The organism is Jeotgalicoccus huakuii (genome assembly GCF_036665975.1).
GTDB classification, from domain to species: domain Bacteria; phylum Bacillota; class Bacilli; order Staphylococcales; family Salinicoccaceae; genus Jeotgalicoccus; species Jeotgalicoccus marinus.
In genome coordinates this window covers 34,681-59,893 of the sequence record NZ_JAVIYN010000012.1, presented here as the reverse complement: position 1 = coordinate 59,893, position 25,213 = coordinate 34,681, and the positions used below count along the sequence as shown (strand labels likewise).

The window sequence follows — 25,213 nt, the reverse complement described above, 5'->3', positions numbered from 1 at the left end:
TTCATAGTCCTTTTATTTTAGCGAGGTGAAACGAATGTCAAAGGATAAATCATCGTCAAAACTACTGAATCAAATTAAGAGTAATTCTGAAGAAGAGAAAGATAAGAACGATGTCTTTGTAGATAAGATTGATTTTAAGTCTGTATCTTCAAAAGACAAAGAACATGTGTATGTTTCAAAAATTAATAAGCCAGCAAAAGTTAAAGATGAATCTGGTTTCTTTAATCAATTATTATTTAGGTTTTCACTAGACAATACATCAGGTATGGCTGCCCAATTAGCCTATTACTTCCTACTAGCGATTTTCCCATTGCTTATTTTCTTATTATCAATCGTACCGCTGTTTCAAATACAGCCGGAAGTAATTACTGGATTCATTCAAGATTATGCACCTGCTGAGATATCTAGCTTACTTGAAGGAATCATTGGTGATGTGTTAGAAAACTCTGGTGGTGGCACATTATCATTAGGTTTAATTTTAACGCTGTGGTCTGCATCTAATGGTATGACTGCCCTAATGAATGCCTTTAACGTTGCATATGATGTAGAAGATAATCGAAACTTCTTCGTTACAAAATCACTCTCGGTCTTCTTTACATTAATCTTGTCACTATCAGTCATTCTGACATTTGTCTTAATTGTCTTTGGTGGACAAATTGGTGACCTAATGTTCGGCGTAATAGGCTTAGATGATCAATTCCAATACGTTTGGAGTTTAATCAGAAGTATCTTACCAGTTCTGCTCGTCTTGATAGTCTTCCTAATTATGTATGTAACAGCACCGAATATTAAACTGAAATTAAAATCCGTTATTCCAGGTACATTATTTACAACAATTGCCTTTCTAGTTGCTTCATGGGGCTTTAGTTTCTATGTTTCAAACTTTAGCAACTACTCAGCGACTTACGGTTCAATTGCCGGTGTGATCATTTTAATTTTCTGGTTGTACATTACTGGTGTTATAATTATCTTAGGCGCCCAAATTAATTCAATTTTATACAAAAGAGAATTAAGAAAAAAAGAGGATAACGATGAGCGTCAAAAGGAATATGAAGGAGACGTGTCAGTCTAAGATGACTTTATTAGAAGAAATATTAAAGGCAAATGAGGCCTTCGTCAAAAACGAGGAATTCAAAGCCTATAAGACAGATAAGACACCGAACAAGAAAGCAGTGTTTTTAACTTGTATGGATACACGTTTATCTGAACTTGCTACAAAAGCTTTCGGATTAAAAAATGGTGATATTAAGCAGCTGAAAAATGCTGGTGCGGTAGTATCTCACCCTTACGGATCGACGATGCGCAGTATTTTAGTTGCCGTATATGCCTTAGGCGTTGATGAAGTGTTCATTATGGGTCATCATGATTGCGGTTTTGGTGCCTTGAAACCAGATCCAGTAATTAAAGAAATGAAAGATAGAGGTATTTCTGAAGATACCTTTAATACTTTAGAGCATTCAGGTATTGATGTGAGAGACTGGCTTAAAGGTTTCGATAGCGTTGAAGAAAGTGTAACTGAAACAGTCAACAACGTGAAAAATCATCCACTCCTTGCTAAAAGTATTCCAGTCCATGGTCTAATTATGGACCCAGAAACAGGAAAAGCTGACCTCGTCATTAATGGGTATAAAAAAGTAGAAGAATAGATAAAGAAGCACCTAACATCATTGTTAGGTGCTTCTTTTTGAAAAGAGGATTTTAACTTTAATCTTCAATAAGCGTCAGTAATTTTGGACCTTCTTTAGTCACGAGAACTGTATGTTCTTTTTGAGCAACATAGCTTCCATCTTTCGTTTCAAACGCCCAATCATTTTTACCATCTGAAACAATTGTCGCTTTTGAAGAAATAAATGGTTCTACTGCGATAACCATACCTTCTTTTAGAATTGTTCTATCTGTTGGATCATAGTAATTCATAATGTGTTGTGGCATATCATGTAAACTCTTACCTACACCATGTCCAGTTAAGTTTTTAATGACTGTCAGTCCATTTTGTCTAGCAGTATTAAAAACTGCACGACCGATTTGTGAAACTTTAGCACCTGGCTTAATTTTCTTCATTGCTTCCTCAAATGCCATTGCTGTCACATCGATCACTTTTTGTTTTAATGGATCATCCGCTTCACCAGCAATAAATGAAATACCAGTATCTGAATAGTAACCATCTTTAACAGCAGAAATATCGACATTTACGATATCCCCGTCTTTAATTTTACGTGGCCCCGGTATACCGTGTGCAACCTCTTCATTGATACTTATGCAAGTATAGCCAGGAAAATCATATTCACTTATTGGTGCGCTTTTCGCACCGTATTTTTCTAATTCTTTGCCTGCAAAGTCATCAAGTTCCTTAGTCGACATGCCAACTTTTGCGTGTGCCACCGTATCTTTTAAAACACGGCCACAAATCTGGCCAATCTCTTCTAATTTTTCAAGTTCTTCTTTTGTTTGTACAATCATGTTTATACCTTCTTACTTTTAGTCTTATTTATTATTATATCAAAGTTGTTACAAGATAAAATCATATATGGTCATGTTTCTATAGAGTCTTTCACTGAGATTGGATGCTGTCACTCCAATTAATCGTATCGGTACATCTGCTTCTTTCACTTCGTGATAGAGATTATAAGCATAATGATATATATCATCGCCAGAAGAAACTGGATCAACCGTCATCATCTGCCTTGTATGTGTTTCAAAATTAGCAGTTTTAATCTTCACAGTGATAACCTTAGCCACAACACCTTTTTCCTGTAACCGTGTACTTACTTTTTCTGATAAATTTTCTAGTACACTTAATATTTCAGTGTCATCATTTCTGTCATAATTAAAAGTGGTTTCTTTACCAATTGACTTTCTTTCTCTTTGGATGGTCAGTCTATTCGTACCGATGCCACGTGCCTTATTATAGAGACTTTCTCCTCTTTTGCCAAAGATTAAAATTAATTCATTCTTAGTCTTATCATATAAATCTTTGCCCGTTTTGATTCCAAGTTCATGCATCTTTTCTTCAGTCACTTTGCCCACTCCTGGAAACTTGCCAATTGGCATAGAAAATAAGATCTCAAGAACATTACTATAATCAATGACAGTCGTTCCCTTTGGCTTATTCATTCCCGAAGCGATTTTTGCGAGGTACTTATTATATGAAATCCCACTACTGGATGTTAAACCTGTCTTTTCAAAGATCTCACTTTGTATCTTCAAAGCGATCGTTCTCGCAGACTGGGTCTTATTTACAAGTTCAGTAATATCCAAATAGGCTTCATCCAAACTTAAAGGTTCAATATCATCTGTATAGGATAAAAAAATCTCCCGAATTTGCTCGGATATTTCCTTATATCTCTCAAATCGAGGATGAACAAATACACCGTCAGGGCACAGTTTATGGGCGGTCTTTGTAGGCATAGCTGAGTGTACACCAAACTTTCTTGCTTCATACGAAGCTGTGGCTACAACACCTCTATTGTAAGACCGGCCACCGACGATGACAGGTTTTCCTCTTAAATTTGGATTATCATTCTGTTCTACTTGTGCAAAAAAGGCATCCATATCAATATGAATGATTCTTCTCTCCATCATCCTCACCCAAATATATTATAGCAAATACAGAACAGATGTTCTATACAGATTACTCAGCAGGTTGTGATTCATATAGACTCATTCCCACTTCTGTATCTGTCGCATATTTCAAATGCTTATGTTTGAGTATGAGATAGGCATAGTAAAAATCACCAGCACAGGCACCTGTGTGAATCGCAATGTAATATTTATAAGCAGGATTAGGGAGCGTAAACATCATCACTACCATAATCGTTGTGATAATAAGAAATGGCATTAGGATAATAATTAAAAATTGAATTCTTGTATAAACTGTCCCAGGTGTAGTGGCGTAGGCCATACCAGCTTTAAAGCCAAAATTTACCTTAGCAGACGGTTTAAATAATTTAAAAAATAGTCCATGTATACTTTCGTGAACAATGATAATTCCTATAAAAAGTGCGATAATAATAAGTACTGCAACAGCTAAACCAAATCTTTCATTACCAATCAGTGCACTACCAGTAGGATGGATAATCAATCCCTCAATGAGATAACAAATAATAAAGGCAAGTATTGCGCTGATAATTTGAATCCAAGAAATGTGTTTGAGCGCTTTTTTATCTTGGAATATATTTAATTCTAACTTATCCATTGAAATCCTCTTTCTATAAAATATATATGAAACATAACACAAATTTACCTTTAGTTACACAGGAGTGGTTAACATGCATTATACAATAATAGGTGGTGGACTTGCCGGTGTGTCGATCGGCTATCACCTTGTTAAACTAGGCAGTCAGGTGACAATCTATGATAGGAATGATGAAGGTCAGGCTACCTTTGCTTCAGCAGGCATCGTATGCCCATGGATCAGTCAACGTAGAAATAAAAAATGGTATCGACTTGTCACAAAAAGTGCTTCCTACTATCCAAGTTTTATAAAAGAATTAGAAACAGACAGTCAACTTTCTACCGGCTATAAAAACTCTGGTGCGATATGTCTATTTAAGGAAAATATCTTTGACAAAGCTGTCAAAAGAATTAGCGATAAAGCAATCGATAATCCAGATGTCGGCGAAGTAAGAATATTGTCGACCGATGAATTAAATCATTTACATCCTGCCTTGACTGATCAATACCCTGCTTTAATTGTTGAAGGCGGTGGGCAAGTAAGGGGTAAAAAATTATTAGCTGCCTTAAAAGCCGGCTTTATAGAACATGGCGGCGTATGGAAAAATGAATCGTACAAAGAAGATGATGATAGTTTTAAAATTTATGCTACAGGCGCATGGGGAAAAGAACAAAGCTACAAGCCAGAAATTTCTCATCAGCGTGCGGAGATAATGTACTTTAGATTAAAAAATCAAACTGTTGAACAGTCCCCCGTCGTCATGGCACTTGGCCCGACCTATATCGTGCATTTAGAAGATAATGAATACGTTATAGGGACAACACATATCGATACTGATTCATTTGATTGTCAGCCCACAAAAGAGAGCTATGACTATTTGGAAAACGAATTATACAAATACTTTAAAAAAGACGACGTCGAAATTACTCAGATGGGTGTCGGTCTGAAGCCGTATACTAGGGACTATTTACCATTTATAGGCTACGTTGATGACAATACCTTTGTTGTTAATGGTATGGGATCAACCGGATTAACTGCAAGTCCCTTTGTCGGACGTGAAGTTGCAAATTTCCTTCACGGGAAGCCAACGGATTTAAATTTATCCGACTATTCTTATATAGAAAGTGAAACTTAAGATTTTTGACGTCTTTTTGCGAAATCATTTTTCATTAGAATATATTCAATCCTAAAAAAGGCTAAAAGTCACCTAATCATGACTTTTAGCCTAAAATAATGTTTTCTAATTAACAAAAAACATCACAACTGCATAAATATAGTAAAGGAAAATGACAGTGTTAATAACAAAAACAATGAGCCAAAATCTTTCTTTACGATATCTATAGTTTACATATGAAAAAATAAAACCAAGTATAATAAATAGCACGTTTAAAATAAGTACTTGGCCGCCGTCTAAGAATAGAGGCAGCAATAGTACAATCAAGGGAATCAATATACACAACACTCTCAACATATACTGCCTCACTCCTTTCATTCTTTTTTCTTAAATTTTACCAATTTCGGTGTAACAATTTGGCAAGATGGTAATCTTCTCTTTTATATAGTTTATACATAAAGTACATTAGTATAATTAAACACGTTTCTACATCAGATGTTTCGCCTGTATAAATCTTGTGATCATTCATTGTTCCAAGGAGGTCATCGTCTCTATACATCGTTAAAGTGACTTCCTTGTCATCTTTAAATATATAAGTTGTATTGTCCACTACCCCTTCGACATGAAAGTTCATGAAATTACGAAGTTTACGTTCTTTTAAAGTGTAATGAACACCCTGATATTCAACGGTATATTTTGCAACATTCAAATCTTTGAATCGTCTATTCTGCAGTCCAAGTAGAATTTCAGTTCCACTTTTATGTTTAAATCCATAAGTATTTTTATCGTCGCACCCAGAAATTGTCGTGGCAAATATATCCCCGATAAGTTCATTTTTTTCATTCAAAATCGTCACACCTTGGTGCTGTTCTTGATCGATAACTTTTGCATACAACTGCTGCACAAAACACCCTCCTGTCCACTCTAGTTCAGTTAATATCAGTTTACCATAAGTATAATGAAAAAGAGTATCCCCATATTTTGAAGATACTCTAAAATCTTAGCTTAATATTAAATCCACGATTTCTTCTTTTGTAATTTTACCAATATAGTAATTTAAATCCACATCACTTAATGCTTCTAGTAATTCCTCTTTAATCACACGTGTCCCAATCAAGGCATTTTCAACTACAGTTATGTCACCTTGGCCAAAGAAGTCACCATAAATTGAACACTTATCAATCTTGCCACCTTCAATTTCTAAAGATATGTCTAAAGTGCCGGCTTGTGTTCTTGCATCCCTATTATATGAATAACGAGGGGACTTTCCGTAGTTCCAATCCCAATTTTTGTACTTTTCTTCTACAAGCTTATCTATTCCAGCCCAATCTTCATCTGTTAGAACATAACGTTTAGCATCTTTCACATCATCGATATTTAACAAGCCTTTTATGACTAAATCTTTAAATTCTTCAGTCGTAATATCTTTATATTCATCTGCTAAGTGATCTCTTAGAGTGGTCACTCTAGCCTCTACAGATTTTATGACTTTTGACTCAATCTTTTTCTTGTTTGGATTGAGTGATTTCATCATCGCTTCAACATTGATATCTAATAGTAATGAGAATCCACCATATACACGACCATTTGACATCGTCATGGCACCGCCTGATACCTTTTTACCATCGATGACTAAGTCATTTCTGCCGCTTTGTTCTACTTTATCTATACCTAAATCGTTTAAAAATTTAATGACAGGTTCATACATCTTTTTATAATCTCCATAGACGCCTGTATCTTCAGATACTAAGAAGCAAACATTGACAGCACCGTCGTCAACTAAAATCGCGCCACCACCCGTATCTCTTCTAACTAAAATAATATTATTCTCATCGAGATAGTCTTGGTTTACTTCAGATACTGTATTTTGGAAACGACCAATTTCAATTTTTGGATTACAGTAATAAGGGAAGATGATACCTTCATCTAAAAAGATATTGTTCTGAACATAAACTTGCATTGCAAGTGCATAGGCACCGTCTTTTATATACTCACCATTTCTATAAGGCTCAATTAAATACATGACTCTATCTCCTTTTACTTATTAGCATTTAATATTGTCTTTTGAATATCATCTGTTAAGAATACTGCTTGAGATCTTATATTTTCAGGAATACGATATTGCTTTTGATTCATTACAGCATATAGAGCTTGATCATTAGTTCTCGTCTCTCGCCAGAATGGGTGCTTAATAAATTGAGGTGTGGTATGACCGACGCCGATTTCTAAGAACAATGTTTTCTCTGTATTATGTGACTTTAAAAAGTCATTATAATCATCGCGACGTTCATTAAAGTATTGATCTTCAACCATTCCTTTTTCAGCCGTACGCTTGTTTTTTTCTAAGGGAGCATGACACTCCGGGCAACGTGGGACAAGCTCTGAAGGAATTTTAAGATCTCTTTGTTCTCTTACCATTTTTCTAATCAATTCATCATCATGGTAAGTCTTATCATGACAGAACTCCGAGCACTGCATACGCACATATTCACCTTGGTAATAGATGACTTTATTCATATCAAAACCAGCTTTATAAAAAGCATTGTCAGCATTTGTCGTTATCACTCTATGGGCTTTATGATCTAATAATTTTTTTAAGGCAAGATACCCTTCTCCAACACCTTGGTCTAAGTAATTCAACAAGATAAAGCGGCTTTGAAATGCCCAGTACTCTTCCCAAGAAGGAAATTTTTCAAGACTAGCCTGTAACATATCTAACCACTTATATTTTTCTATAAAATCAGGGAAGTTACGTGTAAACCGTTCACCGGTATATGTGAATCCATCTGCTGCAGACATGCCAGCGCCGATTCCGACTACAACCGTATCTGCTTCTTCAATCAATCCTTTTAAAATACGACTTTCCTCTTCTGTCGTTTCGAGCGTACGCCAAATCGCCATCTTCTTGTGCTCCTTTATTTCAAGAGGTTTTCATATATATTATAGGCTTCATCATCAAAGACGTTAAAGACTACTTTTATATTAGAACCCTCATTTGTTTTATATTCTTTTACGGCTTCAATTGCCGCTTCTGCTGCTTCTTTTTTAGGATAACCAAATACCCCTGTTGAAATACTGCAGAAGGCTATACTTTCTATGCCTTTTTCTTCTGCGACTTGTAAACAACTCGTGTAACATTTCTTCAATAGGTCTCGTTTTAGTGGAGATACCTTATTGCCGGTGACCACTGGCCCAACAGTATGCAAAACATATGAAGCAGGGAGATTGTAACCATCAGTAATCTTCGCTCGCCCGACCGCTTCTTTACGGCCTTGTTTAGCTATTATTTTTGCACAATCCAGTCTAAGTTGAAGACCCGCTTTAGTATGAATAATATTATCGATACAGTTATGATTGGGAATCAAACAACCAATCAAATCTACATTCGCAGCATTGACAATTGCATCTATTTTCAATGTAGTAATATCACCTTGCCATAAATAAATCGCATCATCGATCGGTTCCAAGTCTTTAAAATCTACAATATTTTCTTTGTTATAATCTCTAAGAAACATATCTTGAACGTCTAAATATTCACGACTAATTTTCTTGGCTGGTCTTTCATTGGCAAGTCCTCGGTACATTTTAAATCTTTCTTCAAATGACTTCGGAATTACCTGTTCCTCTCCTTTTTCTTGTAGCATATATGAAATCAAGAAGTGTAATCGTTCTGTTTGGTTCATCATATTATCACCTAAAAAAAGAGCCTACATTCAAAGTGTATCTATGAATGCAGGCCCTAATATTATTTTACTTATGCATCGGCCAATGCGTTAAATTCTGCTTCATCCACACCTGTAAGTTTAACAACCCAGCTTTCTTCTGGTTTAGCTGAATTTAAAAGTGTTGGCTCATCTGTAGCTTTGTCATTCACTGCTACTACTTTACCTGCTAGTGGTGACGCTAGATCTAAGACTGTTTTTGAAGCTTCTAATTCTAATAGTGAGTCATTTTTCTCAATTTCTTCTGCTTTTGTAAATTCTACGAAACCAACTGTTCCGATATCATCTTGTAGTTCTGGTGTCATGATTAATGTATATTCTTCACCATTTTTTTCAACCCATAAATAGTTCGCAACTTTTCTCATTGTAGACCATCCTTTTATTTATAATTTATATATTGAAGCTATCAATTCCAATGCTCTATGTCGATTGTTAGCCCCGGGCATTAAGGGAATTAATAGCAGTTCATCTGCATCGATTTTCTCTACAAGTTGATCGAGTTGGTCTTTAACGCTTTTGGCACTGCCTACTACCATTCTCGAACGATTCGATTCCAGACGTTTCACTTCATCTACAGTATAAGTGTATTCTTCTGCAGTTTCAACCGATGGAAACTTTTCAAATTCACTGAAATTCATTTTACCAAGTAACCATAAATCTAAAGCCTTAGCCATATGTTCAGCCGCTTCATCTGTATCTGCAACAACGACAAATGGTGAGATCATCACGGTCGGTTTTGCCATCACTTTTGATGGTATGAAATTTTCTCTATACTTCTCAACTGCGAGTTTACCAACATTGGTCTTATCTCTCGAAGCATGTGGAAATAAGCCAAAAGTATAGCCAATACCTTGCCGTGCAGCAAGTTCAGCTGATTTAACGCTTGTAGATAATACCCACATTTCTGGATTACTTTCACCGAGTGGATTCGCCCGAACATGATTAAAACGGTGCGCTTCATCATCTTCATTACAGAGAAACTTCTTAATATCTGAAATATTTTCTTCATATCTCTGTTTTCTAGGTCTATATTCATTCATTGCTTTATTTACTTCTGGCGTCCCGAGTGTATTTCCAAAGCCTAAATCTACACGCCCCTCATAAAGGTTTTCCATGACTCTGAAATTTTCAGCCACTTTTAAAGGACTATAATGCGGAAGCATCACACCACCTGAGCCAACTTTAATTCGTTTCGTTTGGCCTAAAATATGCATCATCATCATCTCAGGGCTCGAACTCGCAAAAGCATTTACGTCATGGTGTTCAGCCATCCAAAACCTGTAAAAACCTAAATCTTCTGCTTTTTGGGCAAGTCTGACAGTCTCCTTTAGAGCAGTAGTCGCATCTTGACCTTCATCAATCACTGCATAATCTAGCAAGTTTATTTTCACTATTTCCACTTATCCTTCAAATACAATATATGTTAATCATATTAATTATAGCTAGGGTAAATTTTATCGTCAATTGAGTTGTTTTACGAGTAACTTTAGAATCATTACTTTGATTTTTATGCTATAGCACATTAATATTAAATTAACGAAAAGAAAATGTACGAAGGAGTTATACTATGAACAAAAAGTATTCACCCTTGTTTGAACCTCTGAAGTTACCAAACGGTAGTGAGCTTCAAAACCGTTTTGTTCTATCCCCAATGATTACAAACTCTTCTACACGGGATGGTTTGGTTACCGAGGAAGATGAACAATATCATTTAAGAAGATCAACATCCGCGCCTATACAAGTCACTGGCGCTGCTTACATCGAACCCTATGGTCAGCTATTTGAGTATGGGTTTTCAGTAGCAGATGACCGAACAATTCCAGGACTGACAAAACTAGCAAGTGCAATGAAAGTAAATGGCAGTAAAGCCATTCTTCAATTGACTCATGCAGGCCGGTTCGCCAATACTGCGATTATGGATTTGGGTGTCGTTTATGGTCCAAGCTTTATGTCCTTAAACACACCTATAAAACATCAGGTTTTACCGATGACGAAAAGAAAAATTGAACTTGTAATTAGAAATTATGCTGATGCAACCAGACGGGCAATTGCAGCTGGTTTTGATGGTGTTGAAGTATCCGCTGCTCAGCGTCTACTAATTCAAACATTCTTTTCTAAATTTTCCAATGAAAGAACGGATGAATATGGAAGTGATTCATTAGAAAACCGTTCAAGATTTGGTCTAGAAGTAATTCGAGCTGTCTCTGATGTAATTGATCAAGAAGCTGATGAGAATTTTATCTTCGGATTTAGAGGTACACCTGAAGAAACACGCGGCAACGAAGTGGGCTACAGTTTAGAAGACTTCTTGAATTTCGTAGATGAGATTGAAAAGATTAGAAGACTAGACTACCTTGCCATCGCCTCTTGGGGACGCAACATCTACCAAAATGAAGTGCGTGCAGAAGGCCAATATCAGGGTCAGCCTGTCAATAAAGTCGTTTATGAACACGTTAAAGGCCGAGTACCAATGATGGCAACTGGTGGTATCAACTCTCCAGATAAAGCCCTAGAAGCACTCGTGTATGCAGATATGGTCGGTGCCTCTAGTCCCTTTATCACTGAGCCAGATTTTGTAGCAAAACTACAAAGCGGTGACGAAGATCAGATTGATTTACAGTTTACTATCGATGAACTGGATGACCTCAAAATACCTAAAGCAGCCTTCAAGGATATTGTAAAAATGATGGACTACGGTGAAGGTCTGCCAAAAGAAACACGTGATGAGTTGAGACGGTTAGCAGAAGAAAAATGATATTGATTGTTATTTGCTGGACCTCGAATTTAATTCGAGGTCCAGCTTTTTTGATTGCGGGTATTCGTATTATTTTCGAGTTCGCGATTTTATCAATCATCATACTCTAACTGCTTTTTCTCCTTAAGAAGTGCTTGAAACTCTGCATCTAATTCTTCTGATGGCTCGATACTCAGCTGTGAAAGAACATCTGCTATTTTATTGTCTAACAGCAGCAATTTTTCCTTTTTAATATCCCTTTTTGTTTCCGTATTTCTATTTTCAAATTCAGCGAATGTCCCATCGAACTCTATGACCTGTCTATCTTCAATCGAGAGTATTTGACTGGCAACGTTCTTTAAAAGCATACGGTCGTGACTAACAAAAATTATTGTTCCTTTATAAGATTTCATTAATGCTTCCAATGCTTCTAATGAATTAATATCAAGAAAATTCGTTGGTTCATCCAATACCAGCACATTGACGTCACTTAAAAATAGCTTAGCCAAGGCGACTTTCACCTTTTCTCCCCCACTTAAGACACCAACTCGCTTAAATACATCATCTTGCCAAAAGTGCATTCTCGCCAGGACGGTTCGTATTGTCGTTTCATCTTGTGATGAGAGGTCTTTCATATTTTCTAGAATCGTTTTTTCCTCATCTACTATGGTCAGATGTTGAGAGAAATATGCTATTTTCACTGCAGGAGATACTGTTATCTCATTTGAATCATTTAAAATTTTATTGATTAAAGTCGTTTTTCCTGACCCGTTCTCTCCAATTACCGCGACCTTTTCACCACTCTTAATATTGAAGCTAAAAGGTGACCATAATATTCGCTCACCAATATTACCTGTTACCTTCTCTCCTCTGATAATGATGCGGTCTTTTAAAGCTTCTTCATTGTACACTTGCATTTTTATAGGTGCTTGAGCTTCTGGTTTCTTCACTTCTTCTAGTTGGTCTAAGCGTGATTCTAGAGCTGAAGCTGTTTTTCTTAATTTCTTTTGCTTTTTAGCAAAATATGGCTTTGCCCCCATTTGACTCGCTTCTGAATTTGACACTCTTTTTGGTGCTTTTGTTGCCCGTGCTGCTTTTTCTTCCTTCTTTTTAATTGCCTCTTCTAGTTGTGACTTCTTCTTTTCATACTTTTCGTACTCTGCCATTTGGTGACGTTCTACCTTTTCCTTCTCTTCTATAAACGTCTCATAGCCACCATGGTAAACTTCAATTTTTTCATCATTTATTTCCCAAATATCAGTACACATTGCTGATAAAAAATCACGGTCGTGAGAGACGATAATCATAGCTCCAGACAAGCCGTTCAATTTTTCTTTCAACCAATCGATATGTTTAAAATCTAGATGCGTTGTAGGTTCGTCTAATAATAATAAGCCGGCTGAATGATTAATTGCCTGTTGTATATAAGCTTGAGTCATTTCACCTCCACTTTTTTCATCATCTATCTTCTTAATCTGAGGTACGAGTTCAACAGTCGTTTTTCGATCAATCGTACCTTCTTCTGCTGTAATTGTACCTTCTATAATGCTTAGTAAATTGGTCTTACCGCTGCCATTATCCCCAACTAAGCCGATAATTTGATTATCATCTACATGTAAGTGATTGGCTTCAAACAGTAAGCGGTCTCTGACATAATGTTTTAAGTTCATAATTTCAAGTAACTGCATAATATCTACTCCTTAAATGGAGGCATAAAAATACCTCCTATTTCTAAATAGAATAGGAGGTATCCACACATTGAGATGATTATAGATAGGCAGACAGAATTCACCCAACTATACACCCAAACACAAATATCGAATCCAATCCTATTCTAAAAACAAACACAACAAATAAGCATTCAATATAAATACTTATTCACTTGCGTGGTTTTTGGTTAAATAGGATTAGAACTTCATGTGATTGGCTCACCTCTTTCTTAGATTGCTTACAGATTAACATCCGTCTAAAATACTGTCAACAAGGCCAAGTGAATAACCTCATTAGTGATTGCTTTTATATTCTTAGATAAACTTTAATTTAATTATTTGAATTTACTGAACTATCTTGATATAATGAACCTATAGCAATATTGTTAATTTTTTCACAATATATAAAGGAGAATGATAATATACAAAAAAGAGTATTTATTTCCCCAAAAAAGTATATCCAAGGTGCTGGAATTCTTAGCACGATAGGTGAAGAAGTTGCGAAAATTGGTTCTAAACCATTGGTTTTATCTGATGAAAATGTATGGAATATAACAGGTGAAAATATTGAAAAGAGCCTTCAAGATGCTAGTTTAGATTTCCACTATGAGCCTTTCTCGGGTGAATCATCAAATAATGAAATTGAAAGATTGGCGAATGTTGGTCAAGACAACAGTGTTGATGTCGTAATCGGTGTTGGTGGTGGGAAGACTATTGATACCGCTAAAGCTGTGAGTGATTCAATTAACCTACCAGTTATTGTCGTCCCTACGACTGCATCAACAGATGCACCAACGAGTGCCCTATCTGTAATCTACTCAGATGATGGTGTATTTGAGGGTTATAAATTTTACGATAAAAACCCTGATTTAGTACTTGTAGATTCTAAGGTTATTGTCGGTGCACCAATACTTCTTTTCGCTTCAGGTATGGGTGATGCAATGGCAACACTCGTTGAATCAAGAGCTTCTAGAAAGCGTAATTCTGTAACAATGGCTGGTGGTAGAGCGACATTAGCTGCTGAAGCGATTGCTGAGAAAGCAGAAGAAATTTTATTTGAACAAGGTCCAGCAGCATATAAAGCTGCAAAAGAAGGCTTAGTGACGCCACCAGTTGAAGCGGTTATTGAAGCGAATACCCTCCTCTCCGGCTTAGGTTTCGAGAATGGTGGAATTGCAGCAGCTCATGCAGTACACAATGGATTTACAGCCTTAAGTGGAGATATTCATCACTTAACGCATGGTGAAAAAGTTGCTTATGGAATCTTAACTCAACTTGTTTTAGAAGGGTATTCTGAAGAAGAAATCTTACGCTATGCAGACTTTTTCAAAGAAATTGAACTACCAACAACATTAAAAGATCTGCACTTAGATGGCGCACCTTATGAAGATTTAATTAAAATAGGAGAACTTGCAACTGCTGAAGGTGAAACTTCACATAATATGAATCCTGAACTAACACCTGAACAAATTGCTGACGCGATTTTAGCAGTAAACGCCATTACTACCGCTTAAAATAGATAGTAAAATAAGAAAGTCCACATCTTTTAAATATGATATGCGCCCCCTTAAGTATACACTTAGGGGGCGCATTATTTAATTTGAAGTCACATTCACAGGTGCACCATGTTCAATGGTATTGCCAATCGTACAACCACGTTTGGCAATTAGGACTAGTTTTTCTTTGGTGGCTTCATCGACATTACCTTTAAATTCAATCTCTACATCAATTTTTTCAAGTCTTGATGGGCTTGTATTTGCTTTTGTAGCAGATGTTTTAATCTCATAGGAATCAACTTCGATATCCCCACGATCTAGTACAGTATCTAATGTCAGTGCCATACACATAGCAACTGAACTAGTAATGTAATCAATAGGACTATAGCCTTCAGTCACACTGTCCTGTGCAGCACCTGTAGTCATTACATTTTTGTCATTTGTAATTTCGTGTACCTGATCTTTATTTTTAACTAATTTAATCATTGTGCATTCTCCTCTTTGTTTTTTCATTCATTCCAAGCGATTAATTCCCAAGTTACATCATCTAAATCTTTAAATATAGCTGAATATCCCCAATCATCTGCCTTGCCATTAGATATGATTTTACCACCATGTTCAGAAGCACTTAATATTATACTATCAACAGTTTCTCTCTTTTCAACATTTTGACTTAAGATAAGATTAGCTGTAATGATTGTTTCTACATCTAAAATGGCGCCAGATATATTTGATGCATAGATGAAATTTAAAGAGAGTGTATCTTTATCAATTAACTTTGTAATCTCCTCGACATCGACACCACCAGTGATTTTGTTTGTCGGTGCAACACGGAGTTCCTTTCCAAACTTATCTGCATAAAATTGAGCAGCATCATAAAGTGAAGGGTGCTCCAAGGCTGTCATTACATTATTAGTCCCTTCAACATGTTCTGCTACTATACCTGTTAGATTAAACATTGCCTGTGAAGCCGTATAGTATGGTACAATCGCCCCAGTTTTCGCATTGAATATTGTTCTGATATCGTCAATACCTTGTTTTTCAATATCCGACAAATATACAGCCGTTTGATGTCCCCTCATCGGATGGTCAGGAATTAAATCTACTTCAGCAAATCGTTCATTCGCACGCTTAAGTCTAAAAGAACGCCCTGCATTATCTAAAAATATTCTGTGCTCTTTAGTTAATGGATCAGTATCGATGTAAGCAAATTTCTCTCTAATTTCTCCCAGTAACTCTGAATCTAATAGTTTCCCTTCTGCAACATGACTCATTGTAAAAAACCCCTTTTAAGTTGTTACATTTATTGTTAGGGAAATTTGAATGAATCACAAATACTAATAATCTATATTGTTATATGAAAATTTTTATACTTAATTCATCGTTGGTTCAGAAGTCTTTTCTAGTAAACTCACGACCTCAACATGGGCTGTATGCGGAAATAAGTCCACAGGTTGAACTTGTTTTAACTCATAACCAAACTCACGGAGCCAAACGATATCATCAGAGAATGTTTCCGGGTTACATGATACATAAACGACACGCTCTGTGCCAAGTCTACCAATTCTTCTCATGACCTTACCGCCTGCACCTGAACGCGGTGGGTCCAGCATTAATAGGTCTGGCTTACCCCATGTCTCTAATACTTCGTCCATGCCTTTTCTTGCATCTTTAGCAAGGAAGTACGTGTTATTGATGCCATTATCTTCAGCATTTCTTTTAGCTGACTCTATAGAAGTTTCTACAATTTCAATACCTGCAAGTTCTTTCACTCTCTTAGCGAATGGTAGTGAGAATGTACCTACGCCACAAAACAGATCAATCATTCTCTGATCTTCTGTTGCTTCTGCCATTTCGATTGCTAAGTCAACTAGCTTTTCAGCCTGTGTTGGATTTGTTTGGAAGAAAGTATCGAACCAGATTCGATATTTATAACCATACATGACATCATATATGTAATCTCTACCAAATAAAGTATAGGTATCCTCAGATTGTGTTCGGTCAGCCATATCTGTATTGACCATCCACATCATGCTTTTCACGTTTGAAAATTGTGCGGTTATATCAGCTACTAACTCGTCGATTTTATCTTTTAACTCGCCATCAGGTGTTTCTGTCGCGAAAATAGCCAACATCATCTCTTTTGTTTCTTGAGAACGTCTGACCATCAAGTGTCTCAGTAATCCTGTATGATTCTCTTTATGGTAACCGGGTAAATCGTACTTACGTGCCCACTCAGATACAGTCAACATTGCATTCACCATATCTTTATCTGCAATCAGACAAGTATCTAAGTCGATGACTTTTCTGAAATTACCAAGTTCATGCATTCCTAATTCACCGTTCTGTCCGAAGGTGAATTCCATCTTGTTACGGTATTCAAATGGATTTTTTTCCATACCAATTGCATCTTTAACGATGTTTTCATCAAAACCATTTCTGTCTAACTCACGCTTCACGTAATTCGTCTTCTCAATTAATTGTGAATTATACGTCCAGTGCTGCCATACACAGCCGCCACAAAGCTCAAAATGAGGACAGGGTGGTGTGATTCTATTTGGGCTTTCTTCAATAATTTCTTTCGGCATCACTGTGCCACGTTTTCTCGTCGGATTCGGTACATCAACAAGTACCTTCTCACCGGGAATCGTTTGTGGAATCGTCAATTTGATTTGACGCGGTTTATGACCTCCGTTATCTCGATACGCTACACCTCTACCTGAGCCCTTCCTATCAAAGTCATTGATCTTTACTTCAAATGTTTCTATATGATCATTATTTATTTTTGCCACTTCAATCGCCTCACACTTATATTCGTTCATACAATTTTACTGATAGACTAGAGGACTTGCAAGCGAAAAAAAGATGCCCACAAGGGCATCCTAATCTTCATACATAATTTTTCTATTCTTTTCTTTAAATCGCTGATTGTGTGATGACACCATCGCGTATTGGTTTGCTTCAGGATCTAAATGTGTCTTAGCGTTATTTACAGCGTTAACCGCATCTGCATAAGCACCAGCAATAAGATTGACTTTACCTTCGTAACGTATGCAGTCCCCTGCAGCGAATATTCCTGGCACATTTGTTAATCCAGTGGGTGCAGCCTTAATATAAAAATCATTTTCTAAATTTAGTCCTAAATGATTTTCTCTAAACAGGAGGTTATTTTGATCATAGCCATGGTTAACAATAATCGCATCAAAAGTTTCCGTTGTTTCTTCACCAGTAACCTTGTTTTTAATATCAACAGTTTCAAGGTTATTTTCACCGCTTACCCCAGTGACAATTGATTGAGTACGAATCTTAACACCATTCTTCTTCAAACGACTGACCTCTGCTTCATGAGCGGTCAAATCATCACCACGGTAGATCAAGTTGATTTCTCCTGCGATTGGGGTTAAATCATTAGCCCAGTCTACTGCTGAGTATGACCCTCCTGTAATTAACACTTTTTTACCTTTAAAGCTCATAATATCTGGTACTGCATAATGTAAACTTTTACCTTCATAACGGTCAGCATTTTCAACATCTAGTTTAACTGGCTGAATCATGCCACCGCCGCCTATGGTAATTATCACACTTTTAGAATAATGTTCTTCTCCAGATTCAGTGGCAATCGTAAAGTAATCATCAGTATCCTTTTTAATATTTGTAACAATGGTATTGAGCACTACATCCGGATCAAAAGTCAAACCTTGTGCAATAGACTTTTCAATCAGTTTACCTGCTGGTAATGGCTCCGTTCCTCCAATATCCCAAATCATTTTTTGTGGATAAAGATGTACCTTTCCGCCTAACCTTTCCTGGCCATCTATAATCTTCGTCTTCATTTCACGAAGCCCTGCGTAGAAGGCACTAAATAGTCCGGCTGGCCCACCGCCAATCACTGTAACATCATATATATTGTGTGACATTCCTTACACTCCTTAATTTGTACCCAATGCTTCTTCCACATCTTCAACGATTAAGCTATTCGCAATATATCCACTATATAACCAGCTGTTTCCTTGCTCTAATTCATACACATTACCGTTTTCGACAGCAGGTATATTTTGGAACACATCATCTGCTAATGCTTTTTCACTATCCCCTTCAGCATCAGCAATGAAGAAAATATGATCCACATCTAATTCTGCAAAACTTTCAAGTGAAGCTTCAATCCAAGGTGTTTCGTTATCCGCTGATAGCTCTTCAACTAGGTCTGGTGCTGTCAAACCTAAATCATTATATAGCACTTCACCACTTGACTTGTCTTTGTTAGAAATAAAGAAGGAACCGCCAGTGTACCATACAGCAATTGCAGACTCATTATTTACCTCTTCAGATAATTCAGTAGAAGCTTGATCTACAAGTTCGTTATATTCATTAATCTTTTCTTCGGCTAAATCTTCCTTACCAAATACTTCTGAAACACGTTTCAAACGGTCTCTCCAATCATCATATGAGCCACTGTCTACAACAAATGTTGGCGCAATCTTAGAATAGCTTTCGTATTTGTCACCTTCTACAGTATCTGCAGAACTGATAAGTAGTAGATCGGGCTCTTCAGCTGCTACTGATTCAAATGGTAAGTCAAAAGGCATTAATGGTAATCCTTCAAGACCTTCATCTTGTAAATAATCTTGGACACTATTTTCTCCAACTGTCCACTGCGCAATTGGTGTTTCTTCTAGCGCTAGTAAATCATCTTCTAAATATGTACCAATTATTCTTTCTGGATTACTAGGAATCGTTACCTCATTACCTGAATCATCTGTAAGGACGCGCTCCTCACCCTCTTCTGATGCACCTTCCTCAGATTCATTTTGTGCAGTATCGTCACTTGTATTTGAACATCCAGCTAAAAAGATAGATACACCTAACATAATCGAAAGTAATTTCTTCATTATTTTCCCTCTGTCCTATTATAATATTGATAATCATTATCAATTAAATTTTATGCTTATTACACTATAAAGTCAATAAAACTTTAGAGTAAGGCATGATTTATTATTAATAAAAAAAGAAGAATAGCTTAAGCTATTCTTCTTTCACTGATAAAAACGCGTTCAAGCAATCCTTGAAAATCATCTTTATTAAACATGACAGGGACTGGATAGTAAGGGTTCGCTTCCTTGTATGCAAGCTTAGCTAAGAAACCAACCTCTTCTTTAGCTAATGCATTCAATGGCATTTCAATATTCATTTTTTCATTCAACAAACGGATTCCATGAATAAATTTTTGCGCGCTTTCTTCAATGCTATCCGATTCTTCTGAAACGCCTGCAATCAGTGCAAGTTTCGCTAGTTGACTGTTAATTTTACTACCGTACTTCTCTAATACATAAGGCATTAAATAGGCCACTGCATGACCATGTTGGATTTTATATTTTAACTCAATTGAATGACTCAAGGCATGAATATTCCCGAGTCCAGCTCTTGTAAACGCCTTACCAGAGAAATAAGATGCTCTTTGCATATTTGTTCTTGCTGTCATGTTACTACCGTCCTGGTATGATTCATACAAGTTTTTGAAGATGAGTTCCACTGCTTCTTCACTTAGCATTCTCGTTTGCTTATTGGAATTTTGGCTAATATAAGCTTCAACGGCATGCACTAAAGCATCCATGCCTGTATAAGCTGTCATTTCTCTCGACAAACTTATCAGTAGTTCAGGGTCTAAGACAACTGTTTTCGGCATGAGTTTAGCATCAGTGATCACGAATTTATTCTCACCAGTTTCATCACTGAGTACTGCACAGTTTGATGCTTCACTTCCAGTTCCTGCTGTCGTTGGTACTGCTACTAAGTAAGGTAGCTTATTCTTCACTTTCATAAATCCTTTATATTCACTTAAATGCTCCATATTATTTGTGGATAAAACCCCAGCACCTTTGGCACAATCTATGGCAGAACCACCGCCAAAACCAATTATTGCTTGGCAATTCTCTCTTAAATATAAATCTCTTGCCGCTTTAGCATGTGACACTGTTGGATTTTCTTCTACACCTTTATAGATATAATAAATAATATTTGCTTTATTTAAAGACGTTAAAAGTGAATTAAGAAGTCCAGCATTTAATATTTTTTCGTCTGTGACAATCAGTACTCTATCTATGTTATCATCTGCCAATTTTGGCGCTAATTTTTCAATACATCCGGCACAATTAAGAACCGTCTCAGGCTGCCAATTAAACAATGGTGCCATACTTTTTAATAAGAATTGATATGCTCTACTATAAAATCTTAAAAACATGATTATCTTTCCTTTCAAAGCGTCTAATCACCCGCTTATTGCCACATGATACATACCTATTCCTAAATTATCGTGAAAGAAAAATGATAAATAGATTAAATTTTCATCAATTTTATACAGTTGACATTTATACAGTTTAACTATATAGTTAAACTATACAGAACAACTATATAAAGGAGAACATTATATGAGACCTAAATTAGTTCCTTTATCAGAGACCATGCATCTAATATTACTCGCACTCAGAACACCTTTACATGGTTATCGCATTATGCAGTTAGTTAGTGAAATGAGTCAGGGAGAAGTTAACATCGCAGCGGGGACGCTTTATGGTGCCTTAGAGAACTTAAAAAAACACGGTTATATAGAACTCTTATCAGAACCTGGCGAACGAAAAAAAGTATATCAGACCACTACACTCGGTGAAGAAATTTTAAAGAAAGAAAACGAAAGGTTACATCATATTATTACGCTTTACGAAAAAGGAGTTGAAAAAGATGAGAGTATATAAGTATTTCACAAACCCAAATAAACAAGAAAAATGGTTGAACGAAATGAATGAACAAGGTTATAAACTTGTCAAAAATCCAATGGATTTTATTTTTGTATTTGAAAAAAGTGACAAAAATTATGTCACTCGACTTGATTATCGCAATAGCATGAGTACAGAAAAGTATCATGAATATGTGTCAATTCATGAAGATTTGGGATGGGAACATGTCCGTGGTGGCCGCTTTGGAATGACACCTCACACATGGACGAAAGTTAAAGATGGCAACGATGAACTATTTTCAGATGTCGAGTCAAAAGTAGGTTTTTATAAACGCGCTGCTTCATACACAGGAACTTTTGCTCTTATATTTTTGATTTATACTTTTATATTTTTCAATACCTACGATGGCGCAATTTTTTTAACACCTGGCTTGTTTGATATGGAAGGCTTTGAATTTTGGCGTGCATTTTTATTTGAATTACCTTTTGCGCTTATGAGAGTAGTACCACCATTTATCTTCTTAATAATGGGTATATTTTTCTTTATGTCCTATTCAAACCTAGAGAAAGCAAAAAAAGAAGCTGAAAAAAATCTTTAAGTAAAGGAGATCGAACAGATGGAACTAAGCAATGTAACAAAAAAATACAAATCCAATTTAGTATTAAACCAAGTCAACTTTATGCTCGACTCCAATGTAACTGGACTGATTGGTAAGAATGGTGCCGGTAAAACAACAATGATGAAGATTATGTGCAACATTATTCCTAATTATTCAGGAGATGTGACTGTTGATAATCAAGCAACAGTTGGTTATTTAATTGAGGAACCAAAATATTATAAAAATCGTTCTGGTCTATATAACATTAAGTATTTCACGAATATTAATGGCACTGCTTATGACAAGCAATATATTAATAGTCTCCTAGAAGATCTAGGCATGTCTGGCTATGTAAATAAAAAAATGAAGACCTACTCTATGGGTATGAAACAAAAATTAGGTCTGGTGATTGCCTTAGCTAGAAAGCCTGACTATTTAATTTTGGATGAACCGACGAATGGCATGGACCCTGATGGATCCATAGAAGTTCTAAGAATCATACGAGATTTAGCTCAGTCTCAAAATATGAAAGTTCTAATATCGAGTCATAAACTGGAAGATATTGAAGCAGTGAGTGATGATATTGTTTTTATCGACAAAGGGGTTTTAAGCAATAAGGAAAACATTGCTGAACTGTCGACTCAAAGTACCCTATCCTTGGTGTTTGACATTAAAGATATTGAACTTGCCAAACAAATTATTAAGGAAATTGATAGTCAAGCTAAAATGAATGATACCATTATCTCAACACGTCAGATTCATAAACTGCAGGATATCTTAAAAGCACTCAGTGTTGACGGCGTGTATCCGGTGGATATTAATAAGCATAAGCAATCTGTTAAGGATTATTACTTTAGTCAAATGAAGGATGGTGAGAAATAATAATGAAGATTAGTAAAATAGTAACATACGATTTACTCACAGCTTTAAGAAGTTGGTTCACTTATTTCTCACTAATCCTGTGCATCTTACCAGCAGGTGCCATTGCATATTCAGTCGCAAATTTTGAAGCACCATTTGATACGACACAACTGATTGCATTCTTTGCATTCTTCGGATCCCTACTCGTCGTGATTAATGCTATGTTAGCTTTTACTAAAGACTTAAGTCAGAATACGATTATTTTAATGATGAATCAATCAGGAAATAGAATGAAATATTTCTTGAGTAAAATAATATCCATCGGTTGTATTGGATTACTATTTGGACTCGTCTGCCTAGCTTCCACTTATGCACTTTCAACCTATGCTGGACTAGACTTTGATGCAGCACTATACTGGAAAATTCCAGTCACTTATGTCATTTACACATTATTCTATGGTGGTCTTTTCCTATTAATTAGTATTTACTTTACTAACTTTGCAGCACTATTTATTATCTCTTTGATTTCAATCGTGCTACTCCCGAGTCTATTTAACGGCTTATTATTCTGGGATAAGATACCAGACTCAGTCGTAAACTTTTTAGAAGATAGCCTGCCACTTTACTATTTGCCAGATCTTCTTAATACGCTTGAATGGCAAACTTCATTTTACATCTCCTCTATTGTTGCCATTCTATTATTCACAGTATTGGGCATGTTATTGATTAGAAGAAAAGACTATTAAAATTTTAGGGTGGAAATCTTGATATGATTTCCACCCTAATTTTTGGTTTTGTTATAGTATTTTGGTTATGTTGTGTTGCCGGATGGAGATGACACTTTCTCATCACCATTCTAAACACCCTGGATGGAAATGTCAGTCTCTCATCACTATTCTAATCATTCTGGATGGAGATGACACTTTCTCATCACCACTCTAATCACTCTGGATGGGAATGACACTTTCTCATCACTTTTCGAATCACATCAGATGGTGACAAACTGAACTCATCACCATCCCAAAAACAATAAAACCCCTACAACAAGCTAACTCTCACAGAACCCATCTCACTTTTATATTCTGCCTTATAACGAGAATCTACAATTTCAATCTTTGCCAAGTCGTTATGTACTTTACCGACATTCGCCTTCGCAACGACTTTAGTGGACTGGGGTGCTTTTTTATATTTAACATGAACTGCGCCCATCTTACTGATTGCTTTCACGTTACTTTCTACTTTTAGTCCAGTCAGATTAATACTCCCGAGCTCCGAAATAAGATGATAGTAATCAGACCCAACATCTTCTAAAATAATTTTACCCATCTCTGTTTTCATAGATAATTCATTAAACTGACTTGTTCGTGAAATAAGACGCCCCATGGCTGATTTAATCTCTGCATTATCACTTTTCACATTTGTTGCTTCGACCATTCCTTCAGAACTATGAAGTCTTAGATTTTTAGCATTGATATGTGCCAAACTGATTTTGCCGTGTCTTAAATCCACATTCAACTCATCTAATGACTTCGGCCAAATGATTGTCAGCTCATCATTTCGCATCTGTTTTCTTTTTTTCATATAGTCAAAAATCGTATGCACTCTTACATTTTTCTTTTGTCCAGTATGAAGTATGTTCAACCGACCATCCTTAATTTGATAGCTCAAATCTCCTTTATGTGAATACGATATAAATTTAAATCCAAGCTTATGTCCAGCCTCAACTTTGACATCGACCGACGTCCCGCTTACCATCAGCTTTTGAATATCATACTGATTAACCACAGATGCAAAATCCGCTGTTACTGGTTGGATTTCTCCTTCCGGAACCTCTACAATCTTTTCTTCCTCCGTAGCTTCTTCTTCAACAACGGTATCTCTTATATATTTCTCAGCCACTTTTTTTGGATCATCCAAGACTTTTAACAAGTCCGCTTCACTATCTCCTAAATCTTTGGCTCGTTCGATTTGCACTTTAAAACGATCGATGATTGCATCTCTTTGTTCTTCCGGTAAAATACCGAGTTCATCTCTCAACTCATTTAAAAAATTGTCTAGCGTCATAAAATTCTCC

The 25,213-nt window shown here is 36.2% G+C and carries 26 protein-coding genes; 9 read left to right on the top strand and 17 right to left on the bottom strand.

Features of this window, described 5'->3' with window-relative positions; genetic code table 11:
* Positions 1-34 precede the first annotated feature (34 nt).
* Together V6E76_RS07590 and V6E76_RS07585 are read left to right on the top strand one after the other, a co-directional pair.
* Positions 35-1,072 (top strand): YihY/virulence factor BrkB family protein, encoded by a 1,038-nt coding sequence (locus tag V6E76_RS07590; protein ID WP_247351813.1) that lies wholly within the window; start codon positions 35-37, stop codon positions 1,070-1,072.
* 1 nt (position 1,073) lies between these two features.
* Entirely contained in the window at positions 1,074-1,646 is a 573-nt protein-coding gene (locus V6E76_RS07585; protein WP_247351859.1) for a beta-class carbonic anhydrase, read from the top strand.
* Between the two features lie 58 nt (positions 1,647-1,704).
* Here V6E76_RS07585 and map read toward each other — a convergent pair whose 3' ends face one another.
* Genes map through V6E76_RS07570 form a run of 3 tightly spaced genes read right to left on the bottom strand, consistent with a single transcriptional unit; the run spans position 1,705 to position 4,195 of the window.
* Positions 1,705-2,460 (bottom strand): type I methionyl aminopeptidase, encoded by a 756-nt coding sequence (map, locus tag V6E76_RS07580; protein ID WP_247351810.1) that lies wholly within the window; start codon positions 2,458-2,460, stop codon positions 1,705-1,707.
* 48 nt (positions 2,461-2,508) lie between these two features.
* The gene (gene dinB / locus V6E76_RS07575; protein ID WP_247351857.1) at positions 2,509-3,582 is read right to left on the bottom strand and encodes a DNA polymerase IV; all 1,074 of its coding nucleotides are present in this window, start codon (positions 3,580-3,582) and stop codon (positions 2,509-2,511) included.
* A 49-nt stretch (positions 3,583-3,631) separates the two neighbouring features.
* Positions 3,632-4,195, bottom strand: coding sequence for a DUF3267 domain-containing protein (locus V6E76_RS07570; protein WP_247351808.1), 564 nt, complete (start codon positions 4,193-4,195; stop codon positions 3,632-3,634).
* A 73-nt stretch (positions 4,196-4,268) separates the two neighbouring features.
* Here V6E76_RS07570 and V6E76_RS07565 point away from each other — a divergent pair, with 73 nt between their 5' ends.
* Positions 4,269-5,309: an FAD-dependent oxidoreductase gene (locus V6E76_RS07565; RefSeq protein ID WP_247351806.1), complete on the top strand. Its 1,041-nt coding sequence runs from the start codon at positions 4,269-4,271 to the stop codon at positions 5,307-5,309.
* A 373-nt stretch (positions 5,310-5,682) separates the two neighbouring features.
* On the opposite strand, the gene V6E76_RS07560 is transcribed toward V6E76_RS07565, so the two are convergent.
* The 6 genes from V6E76_RS07560 to V6E76_RS07535 form a co-directional block, all read right to left on the bottom strand.
* Positions 5,683-6,192 (bottom strand): hypothetical protein, encoded by a 510-nt coding sequence (locus V6E76_RS07560; RefSeq protein WP_247351804.1) that lies wholly within the window; start codon positions 6,190-6,192, stop codon positions 5,683-5,685.
* Between the two features lie 96 nt (positions 6,193-6,288).
* Positions 6,289-7,311, bottom strand: a complete 1,023-nt coding sequence (gene lplA, locus V6E76_RS07555) for a lipoate--protein ligase (RefSeq protein ID WP_247351802.1) — start codon at positions 7,309-7,311, stop codon at positions 6,289-6,291.
* A 14-nt stretch (positions 7,312-7,325) separates the two neighbouring features.
* Complete coding sequence (locus tag V6E76_RS07550) at positions 7,326-8,189, bottom strand: SIR2 family NAD-dependent protein deacylase (RefSeq protein ID WP_247351800.1); 864 nt, start codon at positions 8,187-8,189, stop codon at positions 7,326-7,328.
* Positions 8,190-8,203: 14 nt separating this feature from the next.
* Positions 8,204-8,971 carry a protein-ADP-ribose hydrolase gene (locus V6E76_RS07545; protein ID WP_247351798.1) on the bottom strand — a complete coding sequence of 256 codons (768 nt, stop codon included), beginning with the start codon at positions 8,969-8,971 and terminating at the stop codon, positions 8,204-8,206.
* A gap of 71 nt (positions 8,972-9,042) precedes the next feature.
* Positions 9,043-9,375 carry a glycine cleavage system H family protein gene (locus tag V6E76_RS07540; protein WP_026867227.1) on the bottom strand — a complete coding sequence of 111 codons (333 nt, stop codon included), beginning with the start codon at positions 9,373-9,375 and terminating at the stop codon, positions 9,043-9,045.
* Between the two features lie 18 nt (positions 9,376-9,393).
* On the bottom strand, positions 9,394-10,401 hold the full coding sequence (locus tag V6E76_RS07535) for an LLM class flavin-dependent oxidoreductase (RefSeq protein ID WP_247351796.1): 1,008 nt from the start codon (positions 10,399-10,401) through the stop codon (positions 9,394-9,396).
* A gap of 176 nt (positions 10,402-10,577) precedes the next feature.
* On the opposite strand from V6E76_RS07535, the gene V6E76_RS07530 reads away from it, so the two are divergent.
* Positions 10,578-11,765, top strand: a complete 1,188-nt coding sequence (locus V6E76_RS07530; RefSeq protein WP_247351794.1) for an NADH-dependent flavin oxidoreductase — start codon at positions 10,578-10,580, stop codon at positions 11,763-11,765.
* Between the two features lie 92 nt (positions 11,766-11,857).
* Here the strand turns inward: V6E76_RS07530 and V6E76_RS07525 are convergent, their stop codons facing one another.
* Complete coding sequence (locus V6E76_RS07525; protein WP_247351792.1) at positions 11,858-13,432, bottom strand: Vga family ABC-F type ribosomal protection protein; 1,575 nt, start codon at positions 13,430-13,432, stop codon at positions 11,858-11,860.
* Positions 13,433-13,875: 443 nt separating this feature from the next.
* On the opposite strand from V6E76_RS07525, the gene V6E76_RS07520 reads away from it, so the two are divergent.
* Complete coding sequence (locus tag V6E76_RS07520; protein ID WP_247351855.1) at positions 13,876-14,967, top strand: glycerol dehydrogenase; 1,092 nt, start codon at positions 13,876-13,878, stop codon at positions 14,965-14,967.
* 81 nt (positions 14,968-15,048) lie between these two features.
* Here the strand turns inward: V6E76_RS07520 and V6E76_RS07515 are convergent, their stop codons facing one another.
* The 6 genes from V6E76_RS07515 to V6E76_RS07490 all read right to left on the bottom strand — a co-directional run bounded on the left by V6E76_RS07515 (position 15,049) and on the right by V6E76_RS07490 (position 21,187).
* Entirely contained in the window at positions 15,049-15,435 is a 387-nt protein-coding gene (locus V6E76_RS07515) for an OsmC family protein (protein ID WP_247351790.1), read from the bottom strand.
* A gap of 23 nt (positions 15,436-15,458) precedes the next feature.
* Complete coding sequence (locus V6E76_RS07510; RefSeq protein ID WP_247351788.1) at positions 15,459-16,223, bottom strand: aminotransferase class V-fold PLP-dependent enzyme; 765 nt, start codon at positions 16,221-16,223, stop codon at positions 15,459-15,461.
* A gap of 99 nt (positions 16,224-16,322) precedes the next feature.
* Positions 16,323-17,732: a 23S rRNA (uracil(1939)-C(5))-methyltransferase RlmD gene (rlmD, locus tag V6E76_RS07505; protein ID WP_499797754.1), complete on the bottom strand. Its 1,410-nt coding sequence runs from the start codon at positions 17,730-17,732 to the stop codon at positions 16,323-16,325.
* A gap of 99 nt (positions 17,733-17,831) precedes the next feature.
* The gene (locus tag V6E76_RS07500) at positions 17,832-18,866 is read right to left on the bottom strand and encodes an NAD(P)/FAD-dependent oxidoreductase (protein WP_198687480.1); all 1,035 of its coding nucleotides are present in this window, start codon (positions 18,864-18,866) and stop codon (positions 17,832-17,834) included.
* 12 nt (positions 18,867-18,878) lie between these two features.
* The gene (locus V6E76_RS07495) at positions 18,879-19,838 is read right to left on the bottom strand and encodes an ABC transporter substrate-binding protein (RefSeq protein WP_247351783.1); all 960 of its coding nucleotides are present in this window, start codon (positions 19,836-19,838) and stop codon (positions 18,879-18,881) included.
* A 128-nt stretch (positions 19,839-19,966) separates the two neighbouring features.
* Positions 19,967-21,187: an iron-containing alcohol dehydrogenase gene (locus V6E76_RS07490; RefSeq protein WP_247351780.1), complete on the bottom strand. Its 1,221-nt coding sequence runs from the start codon at positions 21,185-21,187 to the stop codon at positions 19,967-19,969.
* A gap of 187 nt (positions 21,188-21,374) precedes the next feature.
* On the opposite strand from V6E76_RS07490, the gene V6E76_RS07485 reads away from it, so the two are divergent.
* Genes V6E76_RS07485 through V6E76_RS07470 form a run of 4 tightly spaced genes read left to right on the top strand, consistent with a single transcriptional unit; the run spans position 21,375 to position 23,885 of the window.
* Complete coding sequence (locus tag V6E76_RS07485) at positions 21,375-21,698, top strand: PadR family transcriptional regulator (RefSeq protein ID WP_247351778.1); 324 nt, start codon at positions 21,375-21,377, stop codon at positions 21,696-21,698.
* Positions 21,685-22,278, top strand: coding sequence for a DUF2812 domain-containing protein (locus V6E76_RS07480; RefSeq protein WP_247351776.1), 594 nt, complete (start codon positions 21,685-21,687; stop codon positions 22,276-22,278). The genes V6E76_RS07485 and V6E76_RS07480 overlap by 14 nt, the downstream gene beginning before the upstream one ends.
* A gap of 18 nt (positions 22,279-22,296) precedes the next feature.
* The gene (locus V6E76_RS07475) at positions 22,297-23,160 is read left to right on the top strand and encodes an ABC transporter ATP-binding protein (RefSeq protein WP_247351774.1); all 864 of its coding nucleotides are present in this window, start codon (positions 22,297-22,299) and stop codon (positions 23,158-23,160) included.
* A gap of 2 nt (positions 23,161-23,162) precedes the next feature.
* Positions 23,163-23,885 carry an ABC transporter permease subunit gene (locus tag V6E76_RS07470; protein ID WP_247351772.1) on the top strand — a complete coding sequence of 241 codons (723 nt, stop codon included), beginning with the start codon at positions 23,163-23,165 and terminating at the stop codon, positions 23,883-23,885.
* A 292-nt stretch (positions 23,886-24,177) separates the two neighbouring features.
* Here V6E76_RS07470 and V6E76_RS07465 read toward each other — a convergent pair whose 3' ends face one another.
* Entirely contained in the window at positions 24,178-25,203 is a 1,026-nt protein-coding gene (locus V6E76_RS07465) for a DUF4097 family beta strand repeat-containing protein (RefSeq protein ID WP_247351769.1), read from the bottom strand.
* Positions 25,204-25,213: the final 10 nt, after the last annotated feature.

Bases quoted from the DNA above. Each gene is read 5' to 3' on its own strand.
- V6E76_RS07590 (WP_247351813.1), top strand. From the start codon at position 35: ATGTCAAAGGATAAATCATCGTCAAAACTACTGAATCAAATTAAGAGT.
- V6E76_RS07585 (WP_247351859.1), top strand. From the start codon at position 1,074: ATGACTTTATTAGAAGAAATATTAAAGGCAAATGAGGCCTTCGTCAAA.
- map (WP_247351810.1), bottom strand. From the start codon at position 2,460: ATGATTGTACAAACAAAAGAAGAACTTGAAAAATTAGAAGAGATTGGC.
- dinB (WP_247351857.1), bottom strand. From the start codon at position 3,582: ATGATGGAGAGAAGAATCATTCATATTGATATGGATGCCTTTTTTGCA.
- V6E76_RS07570 (WP_247351808.1), bottom strand. From the start codon at position 4,195: ATGGATAAGTTAGAATTAAATATATTCCAAGATAAAAAAGCGCTCAAA.
- V6E76_RS07565 (WP_247351806.1), top strand. From the start codon at position 4,269: ATGCATTATACAATAATAGGTGGTGGACTTGCCGGTGTGTCGATCGGC.
- lplA (WP_247351802.1), bottom strand. From the start codon at position 7,311: ATGTATTTAATTGAGCCTTATAGAAATGGTGAGTATATAAAAGACGGT.
- V6E76_RS07550 (WP_247351800.1), bottom strand. From the start codon at position 8,189: ATGGCGATTTGGCGTACGCTCGAAACGACAGAAGAGGAAAGTCGTATT.
- V6E76_RS07545 (WP_247351798.1), bottom strand. From the start codon at position 8,971: ATGAACCAAACAGAACGATTACACTTCTTGATTTCATATATGCTACAA.
- V6E76_RS07540 (WP_026867227.1), bottom strand. From the start codon at position 9,375: ATGAGAAAAGTTGCGAACTATTTATGGGTTGAAAAAAATGGTGAAGAA.
- V6E76_RS07530 (WP_247351794.1), top strand. From the start codon at position 10,578: ATGAACAAAAAGTATTCACCCTTGTTTGAACCTCTGAAGTTACCAAAC.
- V6E76_RS07525 (WP_247351792.1), bottom strand. From the start codon at position 13,432: ATGCAGTTACTTGAAATTATGAACTTAAAACATTATGTCAGAGACCGC.
- V6E76_RS07515 (WP_247351790.1), bottom strand. From the start codon at position 15,435: ATGATTAAATTAGTTAAAAATAAAGATCAGGTACACGAAATTACAAAT.
- V6E76_RS07510 (WP_247351788.1), bottom strand. From the start codon at position 16,223: ATGAGTCATGTTGCAGAAGGGAAACTATTAGATTCAGAGTTACTGGGA.
- V6E76_RS07500 (WP_198687480.1), bottom strand. From the start codon at position 18,866: ATGTCACACAATATATATGATGTTACAGTGATTGGCGGTGGGCCAGCC.
- V6E76_RS07495 (WP_247351783.1), bottom strand. From the start codon at position 19,838: ATGAAGAAATTACTTTCGATTATGTTAGGTGTATCTATCTTTTTAGCT.
- V6E76_RS07490 (WP_247351780.1), bottom strand. From the start codon at position 21,187: ATGTTTTTAAGATTTTATAGTAGAGCATATCAATTCTTATTAAAAAGT.
- V6E76_RS07485 (WP_247351778.1), top strand. From the start codon at position 21,375: ATGAGACCTAAATTAGTTCCTTTATCAGAGACCATGCATCTAATATTA.
- V6E76_RS07480 (WP_247351776.1), top strand. From the start codon at position 21,685: ATGAGAGTATATAAGTATTTCACAAACCCAAATAAACAAGAAAAATGG.
- V6E76_RS07475 (WP_247351774.1), top strand. From the start codon at position 22,297: ATGGAACTAAGCAATGTAACAAAAAAATACAAATCCAATTTAGTATTA.
- V6E76_RS07470 (WP_247351772.1), top strand. From the start codon at position 23,163: ATGAAGATTAGTAAAATAGTAACATACGATTTACTCACAGCTTTAAGA.
- V6E76_RS07465 (WP_247351769.1), bottom strand. From the start codon at position 25,203: ATGACGCTAGACAATTTTTTAAATGAGTTGAGAGATGAACTCGGTATT.